Raw genomic sequence first — 14,797 nt, 5'->3', positions numbered from 1 at the left:
CCATAAAATTGATAAAGAAATGAGTACAGAAACTTTGGAACAACCGATCGTCAAGGAGCCATCGGAACCGTTACTTTCCAAAAGAAGAAAGAAATTCATTACTGATCCATTGAATGACGACAACCCCGTCACCATACAGGTACTGGGGATATGTTCGGCACTAGCGGTGACTGTCAAGATGCAGCCAACACTAGTGATGTCCATTGCAGTGGTTTTCGTAGTGGTATTTTCGAACCTCATCATCTCTATGATGAGAAACATCATCCCAGGTCGTGTCAGAATCATCGTACAGCTTGCCATCGTGGCGACACTTGTGACTCTGGTTAGTGAATTTCTCAAAGCTTACCTTTTTGACATGTACAAGGTACTAGGGGCCTTCGTAGGGCTAATCATCACCAACTGTATCGTGATGGGACGTCTTGAAGCATTCGCCATGGCCAACAAGGCCTACGACTCTGTCCTCGATGGATTGGGTAGTGGTTTTGGATATGCATGGGTCATCTTGACGGTAGCCTTCTTTAGAGAATTGCTCGGATCAGGTTCAGTCTTTGATTTCCCAGTCTATGGGGCCATCGAAAACTGGACAGGCTTTGCCATCCCTACAAACGGGTTGATGGTAGATTCGATCGGTGCATTTATGGTATTGGGTATCATCATTTGGGTACAGAGAACTAAAAACGGATACGTAGAACACTAAGAGAAATGGAAGCATTTAATATATTTATAAAAAGCGCATTTATTGACAACATGGTCTTCGCATACTTCTTAGGTATGTGTTCGTTCCTTGCTGTGTCAAAGAAAGTATCTACGGCTTTGGGTCTCGGTGCGGCAGTTATTTTCGTCTTGACGATCACTGTGCCAATCAACTGGTTGCTCCAAGAGTACGTCCTCAAAGAAGGTGCTCTTACCTGGATCAATGCTAGTTTCGAAAGCATCGACCTTAGTTTCTTGACCTTCATCATGTTCATTGCAATCATCGCAGCGATGGTACAATTGGTCGAGATGATCATCGAGAAAGTATCGCCATCACTCTACGGTTCATTAGGGATTTTCCTACCATTGATCGCGGTAAACTGTGCGATCCTCGGGGCGTCACTTTTCATGGTACAACGTGACTATACAATCGTCGAGGCTACAGCATACGGATCAGGTTCAGGGTTCGGTTGGTTCTTGGCGATCATCGCCCTAGCCGCCATCAGAGAAAAATTGAAGTACAGTAACGTGCCAAACGGGTTGAAAGGTCTCGGTATCACCATGATCCTCACAGGTCTAATGGGTATCGCTTTCAAGTCCTTCATCGGTATCGTATTGTAGTACAAAAGAGAAGCATGATTACAGAACCTCAGTCGTATGGCTGAGGTTTTTTTGTGCTTATACACTTGTATAACTAAAGAATTAGTTATACTTTAGGACTGCCGATGAAAATCATCGGTAATTTTTAAACCCCTATAACTAAATACTTAGTTGTGAAAGAATTGACCAAAGCAGAACAACAAGTCATGCAAGTCCTATGGCAAATAGAACAAGGAGTGGTACATGATATCATTGAAAAACTACCTACTCCAAAACCTGCATACAACACCATCTCTACCATCGTTCGAATCCTCGTAAAAAAGGAATTCGTCGGGTTTACCGCACATGGCAAGACACACCAATATTATCCCTTGGTATCCAAAGATGACTACAGCAAACAGTTTCTGAACACATTCATCGGAGGCTACTTTGGTGGCTCATTCAAAAACCTCGTGTCATTCTTTGTCAAAGAAGAAAATATGGACATAGATGACCTAGATGCACTCATGACTCACGTAAAACAAAACATAGCAAAAGATGAAAATAGCACTGATTAATTATCTGCTTGAAGCCAACCTCATACTGCTAATTACGGGTATGATATACTATGTCTTCCTTCACAACGAACATAGCTTTCAGTTGAAACGAGTCTACATCCTGATAAGCACAATGACCGCCTGGACTTTGCCACTCGTTCAGCTCAGCTTTATCAATTCCCCAGCACAAGCACAAGCCAATACAGCACCTGTGCTGTATCTACCTCCCATACAGATTGGTGAATCAGAAAACATTGGAAACACAATAGGCTCAATCGATATAGTACTTTCACTTTATATCATCGTCAGTTGTATTGCATTAGGAGCATTTCTTTATCAATTGCTCAAAATCATTCAGCTTTCGCTGGATGCCCAGCGGCTCAATGAATATCCCAATTCGACCATTTTCATGACCGAATCGCATCCTTCCTTTTCATTCTTTCAGTTGATATTCATCAACAAATGTGAAGCAGAGCATGCCCGTGATAAGCATCAAATCATAGCACATGAAAAAGTACATAGCCAACAATGGCATAGTCTCGACATGATTATACTCTATCTATCAAGAGCAGTATTTTGGTTCAACCCTATCATATGGTTCTACAAAAATTCGCAGCAAGAGACACACGAGTACCTTGTAGATCAAGAAATTATAAAATGCGAAGACAAATCAAGTTACCAACAGCTGCTCGCACAAATGACCATTCGAACCATATATGCTAGTGGCAACTACTTCGCAAAAAGTAAAACCATAAAACGAATAAACATGATGAATGAAAAACTAAAAAAAACCCATTGGTTAAAAACCAGTACAGCTATCATAAGTTTCACACTACTAAGTGTGGTGATGGCCTGCAACGACGACATAATCAACGTCGTAGACTCTGCCGAAATGGTAGCTCAAATACCAGAAAATGCACAAAATGAACTAGATAGACTCAGAGCAGAATATCCTGATCAAAAATTCAACTATCTACAAATAGATGCTCCCAAAAACAATATAGCCATCGAAGAATTGGGAATCGATCCCAATACGGTACAATGGATAGATGTCAATAAACATGAAAACAAAATTGGGCTCATCCTCGTCGCAAATGAAAATTTTGAACAACTCGTAGAATACAAAAAATCAGAGGATGGGATATTTGACATAGTAGAGGATCAACCCATGCCCCAAGGAGGAATGGAAGAATTCTATCAATACATCGCACAAAACATGAAATATCCCTTAGCGGCTAGAGATGCTGGTGTAGAAGGCATAGTTTTCGTACAATTCATTGTTGATACAGAAGGCAACATCACTGAAGCTCAAGTGCTGAAAGGTATTGGGAATGGCTGTGATGCAGAAGCGCTAAGAGTTGTTCAAAATAGTCAGAAATGGAAACCAGGCATGCAAGATGGAAAAGCGGTCAATGTAAAAATGGTTTTGCCTATAACTTACAAGTTAGGAAATACAACTACCGAAGACGCATTGGAGGCTACAGGAGAATAAAAATTTTCCGCCATATAACTAAATAATTAGTTAGGGTTTCATTAAATGAACCCCTAACTAATTTTCATAAAGTCATCGAAACTGAATCAACTCAGGGCTCTCAATATCAAAATCACGTATCCTCAACCGACCAGAAGTAGACACACTTGCAGGCTTTGTATTGGCATTGATCGGTGTATTATGAAAGTAAGCAAAACGCACAGTAATAGTCGAGATAGCAAAGTTATCATTGTTGAACGTCACGCCCAGCCCATACTCTGAAAACACCTCCCGTTCAAAAAAACCATTCTTTGAATTAGTCACCATCGTCGCTTGTCCAAAAGTGAAAAAAGCCATACGAAAACTAAATATATTGAATGGAGTAAACATCACCGGCTCAGCTTTAAGATTGAATTTACTTGTCGCCTTGAGGTAATAACCCGAGACATTGCTCAGACCCAACTCATTCTGTCCTTGAATAAATATATCTTCTGTAGGGTTGATCGCTTGAGAATACGACATATTGACAAACTGACGAAACCTAAACCTACCCAATCGAAACAAATCAGAAAAATAATCCACCCCCACATACCCCACACCATCAGCCAGCTTACCCTTATCAAAGAAAGAACCAACAGACATTGTCGTATTGAGATAACCAAAAGACTTGATGTAACCCCCTCTCGCATAATTCAAACCCAAATAATAACGGTTGACAAACTCCCTCTCTTGATAACCTGTAATAACCCCTGCAACAGACCCCGTAGGAATATCCTCCGTACGACCATAGTTCAAGACATACCTATCCCTAAAGTAGTTTCGTGACGTCAAGCCCCATTCGACAAGATAGGTATTGCGGTCTTGATAGATATAATTGGAATCCGCAGTAACCACCGGTCTGTTATAGTAGTCCTGCGTATCATACCCTGCAGAAATTACAAAATTCATCTGCTTGCTAAACCCCAATTGCGGCCATGTTTTCTTCAAAGCAAAAGAACGCGCCAACCAAATTCCAAAACGGTCACGGTCATAAAAAAATTCATCTGTCACATCCGTATAAGGATCATACGCATACTCACCAAATTGATACCTGCTCAATTCCATCCCTCCCGCATACTTTGTGTTTTGAGTGACAAAGGGGCGGTTGGCAAATATTCCAATGCCTTCCTTACGAAAATAAGTAGCCACATCCAGAGTCATGTCCAAATAGGAAGCAAATAGGTTATTGGCTCGATAGAAAAACTCCGTCCCTCCATCGTCGATAAAATTGTATTCAACCTCATGCCCAAAACCAGCAATATTTACATTCTTCACTCCGAATAAAGCTCGATTATTGTTGTTGGGTCGAATTGATACCGCATACGGAAAGACATCACGAGTCACAACCTCTGTCCTCATAGAGTCACCAACGCCTGTATCAATCATAATCCGCGCATCTCGGATATATGCTCGAGAGCGCAACAAACGCTCCGAGTCTATCATTTTCTGTGCCTCTACATAATCCCCCGCTCGAAAAGTGAGATTGCGTCTAACCACCCACCGCTGCGTATGTACGTGCAACTTGTTCAGAATATTAGTGTATCGATCGACGTTATGCTTCGTCGTATCATTCATACTCGACCCAAAAATATCCAAGTGCTTGTACTCTAGAGGAGATACCACTGCATATTCGTAAGGGACAAAACGAAATTCGCTAAACCCCTCACCATGCACTTTTCCTTTGGCCGTACTCTTAAACACCGCATCATAGACCATGCTTGACATCTTGTTGCGAGACATCTTCTCCTTGACCGAATCATAAAAAACATCCGACTTTTCTAAGGTTTGCTTCCGCACAAAAAAATCAACCGTATCAGGAATTGCAATGACCGTGTCACGCTGGATATAAAAAACATCATCTCCCAAAAACAAGAAACGATCAGCGCGTATACGAATAGAGTCTATGCTATAGGTGGCTTTGTCCTGAATGATTTGCGCTTGTAAACGTGCAACTCCAGAAGCACACATCCAACAACACAGAACAAAAAGACACCTTACTACCTTACGCACACAATTTCTTACTTTTCTAACCTAAGCACTATCCCTGCCGAAAATTCACCATGCACGATGGGCACTTGAAATGAGGAACCTCCTCCACACCCAGACCCCGAACTACAATAAATACCCCCACCGTTGAACACCAATGGCATATACATCTTGCCTTGAAACTTAAACCCGATTTTCTCTGTGGGGAAAATCTTGAGCCCAGCACCCAAACCCATAGAAAAGCGCACCACATCATCATAGGTACCCGACTGTGGGGCGTAACTTGTCAATCCCAAACTAAACGCTCCATAAGGACGAATCAGGTCATTGCCAGCAAAAGCCTTTTCTGCACCCAAATGAAAATGCTCCATCTTAATATCAAACACCTCTGTACCATCGAATATGGCTCCATAATCGATCGCCTCTGTCTCCGCTATCGTATTGCTATAAATAAACTGGATCAGTACATCCTGGCCTGTGTCAAACCCCAGTGTCAACCCCCAAACAGGACCGTTCTTCACATCTATCTCTCCATCATAATACTGTGCATCCCCGCTCAGTGTATAGCCTCCAAACCCCGAAAGTTCAACGGCTTGACTATAACCCAACTGTGACACCAGCAATAAACCTATATACACGACAACTGACTTCATAGTTTTCTCTTATTTTAAGGTTGATTCAAAATACAATTAAACTTAATCAATATCCCAAGCTCCTTGGCAATCCCCCACCAAATAAATTACTCAAAGGGAAAGCTCTACCCTCCACTACAACCCCAAACAAACTCAATCAACTTTCGTCCAACTCCATACATTTGCTTAACTTCATGTGAAATTTGAACCTGTCCCCAATGAAAAAACTAGTCCTGCTGTTTTCGCTATGCCTCGGCCTGCATGTCGTACATGGACAAGGCGCACCCAACGACTCGACAGAGACTACTACCAACCACAAAAAACGAAAAGTTTCTATCATCCCACTACCTGCCATCGCTTCCAACCCAACCAACGGCTGGATGTTTGGGGTAGCACCCGGAGCATCATGGAATATGGGAGACCCCAAAGATACCCATATCTCAAGCGGTCTAGGCACAGTCATCTACACCACCAAAAAGCAATGGATCATCACGGCCAAAACCAATGTATTCTTCAGTGGTGATTCATGGAACCTCTATGGAGACTGGCGCTTTTTCATCACGTCACAACCCACCTATGGACTCGGCACAGGCCCACAATCTGCCAAACCCGTAGGTATAGGGATCGAATACCAAGACAGTCTAGTAAGCCAACCTATCACAGGCAAACAAATGATGAATTTCAGCTACCTACGCATACATGAGACCGTCATGAAGCGCTACAAACAGTCGAGGTTCTTTGCCGGAATTGGTTTTCATCTAGACAAGCATTGGGACATAGAAGACAAACTCCTCGATCTAGATGCTGATCCCAAAGTCATCACCAGCAATTACGCCTACAGCACAAAAAAAGGATTTGACCCAGAAGAATACACTCTCTCAGGCCTATCCATCAATGCAGTGTACGACTCACGAGACAATGCGATCAACCCGTACAGCGGCCGCTATGCATTTGCCAACATCCACCTCAATCCCGAAATACTAGGTAGTGACCAACGCTCATCCCTACTTTGGCTTGAGTACCGAGACTACTTCCCTCTCAACAAAGAAAGACCCCGCCATATGATAGCCGTATGGACCTACGGATGGTTTGTGACCTCTGGTAATGTCCCCTATCTAGATTTGCCAGCTGTGGGTTGGGATCAATTTGGCCGGTCAGGCAGAGCTTATACACAAGGTCAATTTCGTGGTGAAGACTTGGCCTACGCCGAAGTAGAATATCGTGTCCCACTTCAAAGAAACAAAGAGACCTTTGGCGCTGTAGTATTTGCCAACACTACTACCGCTAGCAACCCAAACGGAGACATCCAGCTGTTCGAATACTTGGACTTTGGATATGGCATGGGTTTGCGTGTCATGATCAACAAAAAATCAAGAGCAAACCTCAACTTGGACGTTGCCTTTGGTGAATACGGCGCATCTGGTTTCTATTTTGGCATCAACGAAGCTTTCTAATGACAAAACACTGTACATACCTATTGCTAGTGATACTCATTATGAGTTCATTATTCACACATGGACAAGAAATAGTCCAAGCCTACAAAGTATACAAAGAAGGAGAAATTATCCTTGCCCCTACCTATGGGCTACAACTCGAAGTTCCTCAAGATTGGCAAGGCTATTTGTCCAGAGGGTCTGGCATCTTCACACTTAGCTGCGATACCACGCAGGAAGCCACTACGCTGTATTTTGTCAGTGAAAACTCACTCAACCATATCCAAGAGAGTTGGAAAAAAGGCATTGAACTAGCACCCGAACTGGACATCACGCTCAGCGAAGAACCAAGCATCCACGAAGGCATCATGACAGCTCGTGTCCATCTCTCAAGCAACCAACTATACCAAGGGCATCTCGCCGCTACTTGTGGTGACTATGGATACTGTGTCACCGCACTTTTATACACTCCTTCTCCCTTTTACTCTTATTATCAAGATCAAAAAGGTGCCATGCTCTCTCATTTGAGCTTTTCAAAGCCCAGAACCATCAATCCAAATGAGACCTTGGACTGGAAAAAACAACTCACTGGCACAATGCTCTTCACTTATCAACGCGAAAACGTATCGAAAAAAGAAAACCGTATATGGCTCTACTATGATGGGCGCTTTAAAAGTAAAGTCCAGCGTACAGGGATATTCAAAGGAATGGCTGGCAAATATCACGGCACCAAGAAAGGTACATACCGTATCAATAATGCGGAAAAAGGCCAAAAGGCCACACTCATATTGACCTTTGACAAACTCCCTGCACTCACACTGCCATTGGAGATTCGAAACGAGCAATATTACATCAACAACCAGCTCATCTATCTAGCCAAATTGGAGTAAAGGCTTCACTCACCCTTGTCCGCCTTACGCGTACGCTTCTTGAGTTTGGCAATACGGTCCGTATAGTATCGCTGCAACTCCACGACATAAGTCATCGGGTCAGCATAATTCTGCAGGACCTGATAGACCTGCCTGTTTTTTGCCGCAGACAAATTGCCCCGAATGGTTTCAAATTCCTGCTCCAAATAAGCCAAAGGGGCCAACTGAATAAGGGAACGTTCCTTTGACTCGTCCAAAGCATGTCCCTTCATGACACATGCATGATACTGTATCATACGTTGTAAATCACCTGATTCGTAGATTTCAATCAATTGAGTCGTAGCTAAAGTCGCTAAACCCTGCATATCCTCCTCCATAGAAAACTTGTCAGGGTGAACATGCACCATAGCTTCCCTATAAAGCTTCTTAAGTTCCTGTTGATTTAGGTCTGAGCCTGACTTCACCTGCTTGACTAGCTTCAGGCCCTTTGGTTCTTTGTATCTCTTGCCCCGCCTACGTTGGGCCAAACGCTTCGCCTTCTTGGCCCGTTGAACCCTCTTGTACAGCTCAGCCAACTCTTGCTCTTGAATGATAAGATCGCCTAGTTCACCACGCAGGATATCCTCAAAGACACGCGTCACTCTTTCTATATCACTCAGCTCTCGGCGCAGTGCGTCTATACGACTCCTCAAATTTTCCGCCCGCTCTTCTCCATGTAGACGTAGGTATCCATCCATCACTTGCAAAAGTACCCCACCTACATGAAGATTACCTCTAGAACGTGACTCATCTAGGTTGAATCAAAAACAAAAGTAATTGCTATTAGCTATTACTATTTACAATAATATGTGAAATCGCATAGAGTTTGTTTAACCAAATCATCTTTTTGATGAGTATATTGCAATTCGACAAATAGGAATGGACATGACAGAAAAGCTACCCTACCCGCTTGATAAACTCATCCTTGACGGCAAAGAGGTCACTTGCAAAAAAGGAGATACGCTCAAAAAGCAATTTAGCAGAGTAGATACATTCTACATCCTGCTAGAAGGAACGGTACATTTTCACCAAAGCCTACATAGCAATGACAAAGAGCTCCTCGCAGGCATGAGTCAATCCATCTACGCACCGATCGGTATGGATGCTTTCATTGCACCGTACCGCAACGAAACCACAGCTCGCGTAGCATCAGACCATGCTATCCTACTCGAATGGGAAACCCAAAAACTCATCGCCTGTCTCGACGCAGACATTGAATTGGCCATCGCTTTTTTCACTTTTCTCAACAACCACTCACACAAGTTTGTCGAAGACACCAGTGAGCTATTTGCCAATACCTCAGCAGCGCTCCAATCTTTAGAAATTGACACTTCCTCAGACGGCTATTTGTCACATATAGAACGAGACGAAATCGACAAAGTCATCCTGCTACTACAATCTCCATTTTTTGAGGAGTTTGACGAAAAAGATCTTGCTGTCCTAGCTACCTCGATGCAACGTAGAGAATACCTCGTCAACGACATAGTGATCAGCCAAGACGAACAAAAGAAGGGTATATTCCTGCTTGAATCCGGCGAAATTCAATACTCAAGAATGAACTTCAGCATGGAAACCAACAAGACCTACAAAGTACCCTTTCGCTCGATTTCTACGCCTGGCTATCTGGTCAGTTCCTCCAGTCTGCTAGGAGTCAAAAGTGCGATGACCTCCCACGTGACGAAAGAAGCCGTCGTACTATACATCCCAAAAGACAACCTCGAAGCTCACTGCAAAGCACACCCAAAATTCGCCCTAAGCTTTCAAAAAAGAATCCTATGGTTGATCAACAACCAGCTACGCGCCGTACGTACTAGACTGATTGCCACCCAGTTCAACGAGGAGCTACTCGTCGCAAGCACACTCATCAACAGCAACAGTACCAAACTGTCGGTACACTCTCCGCTCCACTCGGTGCCCGTGTTGCTCGAAGATAAACTCACGATTCCTCAAGCCATCAACATGCTGCACCAAGCCGAGTTGAAAGGAATGGGCCCTGAAAAGAATTTGGCCTCACTCTGTCTCGACAATCTACACAAAACACAAAAAGAGTCGAATTTCTACCGTGCATTACAAGACATCTATAGCAGTGTAGCCGAAAGTGATGAGAACAAATCTCTAGAAGAGGTACAACTGGACTGTATCAAAGCCTGTCGCAAGGCTTTTTCGATCCCATCGATCTACATCAAAGGGCTCGAAAACATCCCTCCCAACTCAGGCTGTGTCTTCATCTACAACCACCTGCTCAATGAACCCTACTACACGCTGCCCAATCAGTTCCAAATCACTTTGGACTCACATTTTTTGAGTTCGCTGATCTTTGAGAACTATGGAAAACATGCACAACGGGTCGTTCGTATCGGAAAATCCGAAGAATATGCTCATGAAAACTACTACAACAAACTGGGCTATATCAATGTCTACACACCCGATTCGGACGTACTCATCGAAAGTCCCGAACAGAAAAAAATTAGGCATCAAGCATTTTTTGATCAAATCAATGACGCTTTGACCGCTGGTCACAACATCATCATCAGCCCAGAAGGCAGTTCGCACCCGACAGAGCACTCACCGAGTCATTTCAAATCGGGGATCTTCAAAGTGATCGAAAAAATGGAGCACGAACCCTTCATCGTCCCCATTATCATGGCCAATTTTGACAAGCGAATCACTGCGTTCAAATTTGCCTGCGAAATCAAAAAACCCTTCAAACTCAGTGAAAAAATGAAAGAGTATGGTACAACATCTGTCAAGGAGTTCTTGCGTGAGTACCAGATGACTTTCAGAAAAGACACCCAAGAACTCAGTCAAGAAATCGCCAACGAAAACAGTGCTCAATTGCTTTTTGAAGATGAGATCAACGCACTCAAAGAAAAAATTGCTACACAGGGGACGGAAGATTCGGTCGCCTTTTATGGCAGTAGTACCATACGACTATGGGACAGTCTCGAGACGGACCTTGCAGACAAAAACGCCATCAACTTGGGGTTTGGTGGATCATCGTATCAGTGGTGTTTGTTCTATTTCGAACGGCTCTTTGAGCAGTTTCATCCCAAATCCTACGTCTTGTACGGAGGGGACAACGACCTCAGCAACGGCCAATCGCCTGAGGACGTACTCATGAACTTTTCACTCTTGATAGAAAAAATCCAACGACACAGCCCCGAGGCACAGATCACCGTCATCTCCATCAAGCCGAGCCCAAGCCGTGAGTATTTGCTACACCACATCAATACCTCCAATGCCCTACTGCGCTCCTTCGTAGAAGAACGAAACTATATGCACTGGATAGAAATGTACGAACACATGCTCTCGCCTGATGGACGGCCAAGAACAGACCTATTTGTAGAGGATATGCTCCACCTCAACCCCAAAGGATACAAAATCTGGAAACAAAACGTGCGTGATCAATTATTGATCTGATGAATCCTCTGGCACATAAGGGTAACTCTTGACGACTTTGACTCTCTCACCACTAGGAGGAGCTGAGTGAGAACGGCTACCATTGAGTACTCGAAGGTATTTGGGTTCTAATGTACTCTCGGTACGCTCAGCCAAGGCTTCCCATGATCCATCCTCCTCGACATTGGTCAAATAGAGTTGCTCTACCTCAATCATTTGCTTTTCACTTTCTGTCAAAGGGTGCAATGAGAGAGCTGTCCTTTTGAGTTGCTCTTTGAAACCTCCCGCTTTGATGGCGGTGATGCGATACACATGATCTCCCATCTCTATCCAAATAAAATGTGCATAGATATCTTCCCCTTCTCCGTGCTGAACCACCGAGACTAGAAATGCCTCACGAGCATTGACCTCCACCTTTTCTGCTGAGGCCTTCAACTCGCCAGTTCTCTTCACACGTTTGACAAAATCTATACCCCATTGTTCGGGGGATTGAGTAGTGTCCTCTAGTGTCAAATACACCAATGCCGTCTTATCTGAGTTCATCGCCCCTACTGCATCGTGCTGGTTGATGTAGATCCAGTCACTTGGAAACACGACACTAAAATCAATATCAGCGTGCAAAAACACACTATCTACAAAAACTCCCTTCGCGGGATTTTCTCCAAAAACCAAGCCATCAAGCAAAGGGAGAACGGGTTCTTCGTGTAGGCTATTCAACGACCAAGTCAATTCACTGATCGCTGGTTTCAGTTTCTTGATTCGATCAGGGGTATAGGGATGAGTGCTGAAGTAATTTTTTTTCTCTTCTTGTTCGGTTCGAGTTTCTTCCCATTTCATGATCCGATCCAGCATCGGGCTCAAAGCATTGGGGTCAAACCCTGCTTTAGCTGCCAATGCAACACCCATTTGGTCTGCTTGTGTTTCATGTTTACGACTATACGTAGAAGTAAAAAAGCTAGAACCCAAATCAAAAGGAGCACTGACTATACTTCCTGCTTTTTCTCCGGCCACTGCTCCCACGAGTAGCCCAGGTACTTGTAGCAGGGCTGGCAAAATACTACGCTTCATTTGCTTAACCGAATGCCTCTCATCCACATGAATTACTTCATGACTCAGCACGCAAGCCAACTCATCGACACTTTGTACGAGGGCCAGCAAACCACGCGTCACATAGATGTATCCTCCAGGCAAAGCAAACGCATTGGGAGTAGGGTCGTCAATGATCGCAAACTCATAATCAAAATAGGTGTGGTTGAGTGCAGCAATGAGTCGTTGACCGACCTCATCAACATAGCGATTCAATGCCTCGTCTTCATACAGCCCCAGGGTACGTTCTACCTGCAAAGCAGCTTCTTGGCCCAAGCGCTCATCGTACTCATGGGGTTGTGCCCATACCAAGCATGTAGAGCAAAAAATCAATAATAATATTGCGTAGTATTTCATTACTTTAATTTCTACTGTCAAATAAAGCAAATTGATCATAGATGTCCTTCTTTTTAAGCAGTGAATGAGTTTCCATAAGCCGTGTAGTTTCACACAAGTAGAGTGCCAAAACTCACGCACCCTGAGCCAAGCATTGCTCCCATCCAAATCGCACTATTGGAGTTTTTTTGAAGGAAAGCACAGCAAGAAGTGCATTTTAACCAAGAGAGTGATAGTTTTAGCCCAATGAAACCAATATTCACTCTCTTCGCCTTCTTATTCCTTTCTCAATTTTGCTGGGGCCAAAAGATCTTCACCCGACACCAAGGCTGGACAGACCTGACGCTATGGTACAAACTGGGGGAAAACACCAAGGTAGGAGGGGACTTTGGCTACCGAACCTCAATGGGCGACTACAAATTTCATCAAATGTACTACAGACCTACGATCAAGTGGTCCAACAATTCCTTGTACAATCTCTGCTTCGCGATTTCTAATTTTCAAACCTTCAATACCGAATCCTCGAACCTCAATGAACTTCGTTTTGCTCAAGAAGCCATGCTCTTTTGGCCCAATACCAAAATCCTAAAATTCAACCACCGCCTACGATTTGAGGAGCGCTTTTTCTATATCAACGAAAACAAAGAAAACCAAACTCGAATGCGCTACCGCTTAAGTCTAGCCCCACCAAATTTCACCCTCTTCGGCAAAGAAAACTTCTATGCAGAGCTCACATGGGAGACCTTTGTAACCCTCACCAACAGTATACAATACTCACTAGGAAGCCAGCACCGCTGGGAGGCAGTCTTGGGCAACAAAATCACTAAACGATTCAAAATAGGCCTCCACTACATCTGGCAAACTGTGCGAGTGACAGATTACGACTATGGCCTCAACGACAACATCATACGAATACGGCTCAGCTATACGCTCAACTAGCTTCGTAAAAAATTATCTATAAAAATAATTTTAAACACTTGTTTAAAACAAACATTCAAATTACGTTTGCTGTCCAATAGATACTATGTCCCAAGAATCACTCGATAGCACCGAAATAAAAATCAAAGAAGCAGCACGTGAGCTGTTTTCAGAGCTAGGTATGAAAGGGACAACCATGCGAAAAGTAGCCGAAAAGGCCGAGGTAAACGTCGCACTCGTCAATTATTATTTCAGAAGCAAAGAGAAGCTATTTCTGTCCATTTTCGAGGAGAAATTCAGATCCTATACCAAAGACGGACTGAGCATCCTCAACGATACCTCACGCGACTTACTAGACCGTATCAAAACATACATCGATCGGCTCAACCATCAAATCAACAATGATCAAGGCTTACCCATATTCATACTTAGCGAGACACACTATAACTCAAATCTGCTCGACATGCTCTCTGACCTCAACAAAGAGCAAGCGGCAATAGAAACACAGCAGCTACAAGCGACCTTAGACTTAGATTATCACAGCGGCAAGATTCGACCCATCAAAGCCATTGACTTTCAGATGGCCCTATTTTCTATGATTGTCTTTCCTATTATCTCCAAAAAAATACTGACGAAAACAGGAAAACTAGCAGCGGCTGGATTTGAAAGCTATGAAAGCTACGAACCACACTGGAAAGCCACCACGCTCAGCATCATGGAAGCATTTTTGAAACCCTTGTCATGATCTAAAAAAATTTAT

General features: G+C 43.6%; 13 protein-coding genes. 9 read left to right on the top strand and 4 right to left on the bottom strand.

Translation table 11 applies throughout. The features are described from left to right. The first annotated feature begins 19 nt into the window (after positions 1 to 19). The 4 genes from BFP72_RS17645 (at position 20) to BFP72_RS17630 (ending at position 3,321) form a co-directional block, all read left to right on the top strand. Positions 20 to 697, top strand: a complete 678-nt coding sequence (locus tag BFP72_RS17645; protein ID WP_099600399.1) for an NADH:ubiquinone reductase (Na(+)-transporting) subunit D — start codon at positions 20 to 22, stop codon at positions 695 to 697. 5 nt (positions 698 to 702) lie between these two features. Beyond that, positions 703 to 1,314, top strand: a complete 612-nt coding sequence (gene nqrE, locus BFP72_RS17640; protein WP_099600398.1) for an NADH:ubiquinone reductase (Na(+)-transporting) subunit E — start codon at positions 703 to 705, stop codon at positions 1,312 to 1,314. A gap of 152 nt (positions 1,315 to 1,466) precedes the next feature. Beyond that, on the top strand, positions 1,467 to 1,850 hold the full coding sequence (locus BFP72_RS17635) for a BlaI/MecI/CopY family transcriptional regulator (RefSeq protein ID WP_099600397.1): 384 nt from the start codon (positions 1,467 to 1,469) through the stop codon (positions 1,848 to 1,850). Continuing rightward, complete coding sequence (locus BFP72_RS17630) at positions 1,831 to 3,321, top strand: TonB family protein (RefSeq protein WP_099600396.1); 1,491 nt, start codon at positions 1,831 to 1,833, stop codon at positions 3,319 to 3,321. Before BFP72_RS17635 ends, BFP72_RS17630 begins: the two co-directional genes overlap by 20 nt. A 72-nt stretch (positions 3,322 to 3,393) precedes the next feature. Here BFP72_RS17630 and BFP72_RS17625 read toward each other — a convergent pair whose 3' ends face one another. After that, entirely contained in the window at positions 3,394 to 5,307 is a 1,914-nt protein-coding gene (locus tag BFP72_RS17625) for a hypothetical protein (protein WP_099600395.1), read from the bottom strand. Positions 5,308 to 5,357: 50 nt separating this feature from the next. Beyond that, positions 5,358 to 5,978, bottom strand: coding sequence for a hypothetical protein (locus BFP72_RS17620; RefSeq protein WP_099600394.1), 621 nt, complete (start codon positions 5,976 to 5,978; stop codon positions 5,358 to 5,360). A gap of 197 nt (positions 5,979 to 6,175) precedes the next feature. On the opposite strand from BFP72_RS17620, the gene BFP72_RS17615 reads away from it, so the two are divergent. Both BFP72_RS17615 and BFP72_RS17610 read left to right on the top strand, forming a co-directional pair. Further along, positions 6,176 to 7,411 (top strand): BamA/TamA family outer membrane protein, encoded by a 1,236-nt coding sequence (locus BFP72_RS17615; RefSeq protein ID WP_099600393.1) that lies wholly within the window; start codon positions 6,176 to 6,178, stop codon positions 7,409 to 7,411. Positions 7,412 to 7,452: 41 nt separating this feature from the next. Beyond that, on the top strand, positions 7,453 to 8,280 hold the full coding sequence (locus BFP72_RS17610) for a hypothetical protein (RefSeq protein WP_143520122.1): 828 nt from the start codon (positions 7,453 to 7,455) through the stop codon (positions 8,278 to 8,280). 5 nt (positions 8,281 to 8,285) lie between these two features. On the opposite strand, the gene BFP72_RS17605 is transcribed toward BFP72_RS17610, so the two are convergent. Next, the gene (locus tag BFP72_RS17605; RefSeq protein ID WP_099600391.1) at positions 8,286 to 8,996 is read right to left on the bottom strand and encodes a hypothetical protein; all 711 of its coding nucleotides are present in this window, start codon (positions 8,994 to 8,996) and stop codon (positions 8,286 to 8,288) included. A 187-nt stretch (positions 8,997 to 9,183) separates the two neighbouring features. On the opposite strand from BFP72_RS17605, the gene BFP72_RS17600 reads away from it, so the two are divergent. Then, positions 9,184 to 11,718, top strand: a complete 2,535-nt coding sequence (locus BFP72_RS17600) for a GDSL-type esterase/lipase family protein (protein WP_158233457.1) — start codon at positions 9,184 to 9,186, stop codon at positions 11,716 to 11,718. Here BFP72_RS17600 and BFP72_RS17595 read toward each other — a convergent pair. Beyond that, the gene (locus BFP72_RS17595; protein ID WP_158233456.1) at positions 11,707 to 13,140 is read right to left on the bottom strand and encodes a M48 family metalloprotease; all 1,434 of its coding nucleotides are present in this window, start codon (positions 13,138 to 13,140) and stop codon (positions 11,707 to 11,709) included. The genes BFP72_RS17600 and BFP72_RS17595 overlap by 12 nt on opposite strands. A 225-nt stretch (positions 13,141 to 13,365) precedes the next feature. Between BFP72_RS17595 and BFP72_RS17590 the strand changes: the two genes are divergently transcribed. Beyond that, a complete protein-coding gene (locus tag BFP72_RS17590; protein WP_099600388.1) occupies positions 13,366 to 14,058 on the top strand; it encodes a DUF2490 domain-containing protein in 693 nt (230 codons plus the stop codon). Positions 14,059 to 14,143: 85 nt separating this feature from the next. Beyond that, complete coding sequence (locus BFP72_RS17585) at positions 14,144 to 14,782, top strand: TetR/AcrR family transcriptional regulator (RefSeq protein ID WP_099600387.1); 639 nt, start codon at positions 14,144 to 14,146, stop codon at positions 14,780 to 14,782. Positions 14,783 to 14,797 lie beyond the last annotated feature (15 nt).

This window comes from Reichenbachiella sp. 5M10 (assembly GCF_002742335.1).
GTDB lineage: Bacteria > Bacteroidota > Bacteroidia > Cytophagales > Cyclobacteriaceae > Reichenbachiella.
Note: the sequence above shows the minus strand (reverse complement) of the source record. Positions and strands in the feature narration are given on the sequence as shown.

What these genes read in the sequence shown, in the direction of transcription:
- BFP72_RS17585 (WP_099600387.1), top strand. Translation starts at nt 14,144, where the DNA reads ATGTCCCAAGAATCACTCGATAGCACCGAAATAAAAATCAAAGAAGCA.
- BFP72_RS17595 (WP_158233456.1), bottom strand. Translation starts at nt 13,140, where the DNA reads ATGAAATACTACGCAATATTATTATTGATTTTTTGCTCTACATGCTTG.
- BFP72_RS17600 (WP_158233457.1), top strand. Translation starts at nt 9,184, where the DNA reads ATGACAGAAAAGCTACCCTACCCGCTTGATAAACTCATCCTTGACGGC.
- nqrE (WP_099600398.1), top strand. Translation starts at nt 703, where the DNA reads ATGGAAGCATTTAATATATTTATAAAAAGCGCATTTATTGACAACATG.
- BFP72_RS17620 (WP_099600394.1), bottom strand. Translation starts at nt 5,978, where the DNA reads ATGAAGTCAGTTGTCGTGTATATAGGTTTATTGCTGGTGTCACAGTTG.
- BFP72_RS17615 (WP_099600393.1), top strand. Translation starts at nt 6,176, where the DNA reads ATGAAAAAACTAGTCCTGCTGTTTTCGCTATGCCTCGGCCTGCATGTC.
- BFP72_RS17605 (WP_099600391.1), bottom strand. Translation starts at nt 8,996, where the DNA reads ATGGATGGATACCTACGTCTACATGGAGAAGAGCGGGCGGAAAATTTG.
- BFP72_RS17630 (WP_099600396.1), top strand. Translation starts at nt 1,831, where the DNA reads ATGAAAATAGCACTGATTAATTATCTGCTTGAAGCCAACCTCATACTG.
- BFP72_RS17610 (WP_143520122.1), top strand. Translation starts at nt 7,453, where the DNA reads ATGAGTTCATTATTCACACATGGACAAGAAATAGTCCAAGCCTACAAA.
- BFP72_RS17625 (WP_099600395.1), bottom strand. Translation starts at nt 5,307, where the DNA reads ATGTGTGCTTCTGGAGTTGCACGTTTACAAGCGCAAATCATTCAGGAC.
- BFP72_RS17645 (WP_099600399.1), top strand. Translation starts at nt 20, where the DNA reads ATGAGTACAGAAACTTTGGAACAACCGATCGTCAAGGAGCCATCGGAA.
- BFP72_RS17590 (WP_099600388.1), top strand. Translation starts at nt 13,366, where the DNA reads ATGAAACCAATATTCACTCTCTTCGCCTTCTTATTCCTTTCTCAATTT.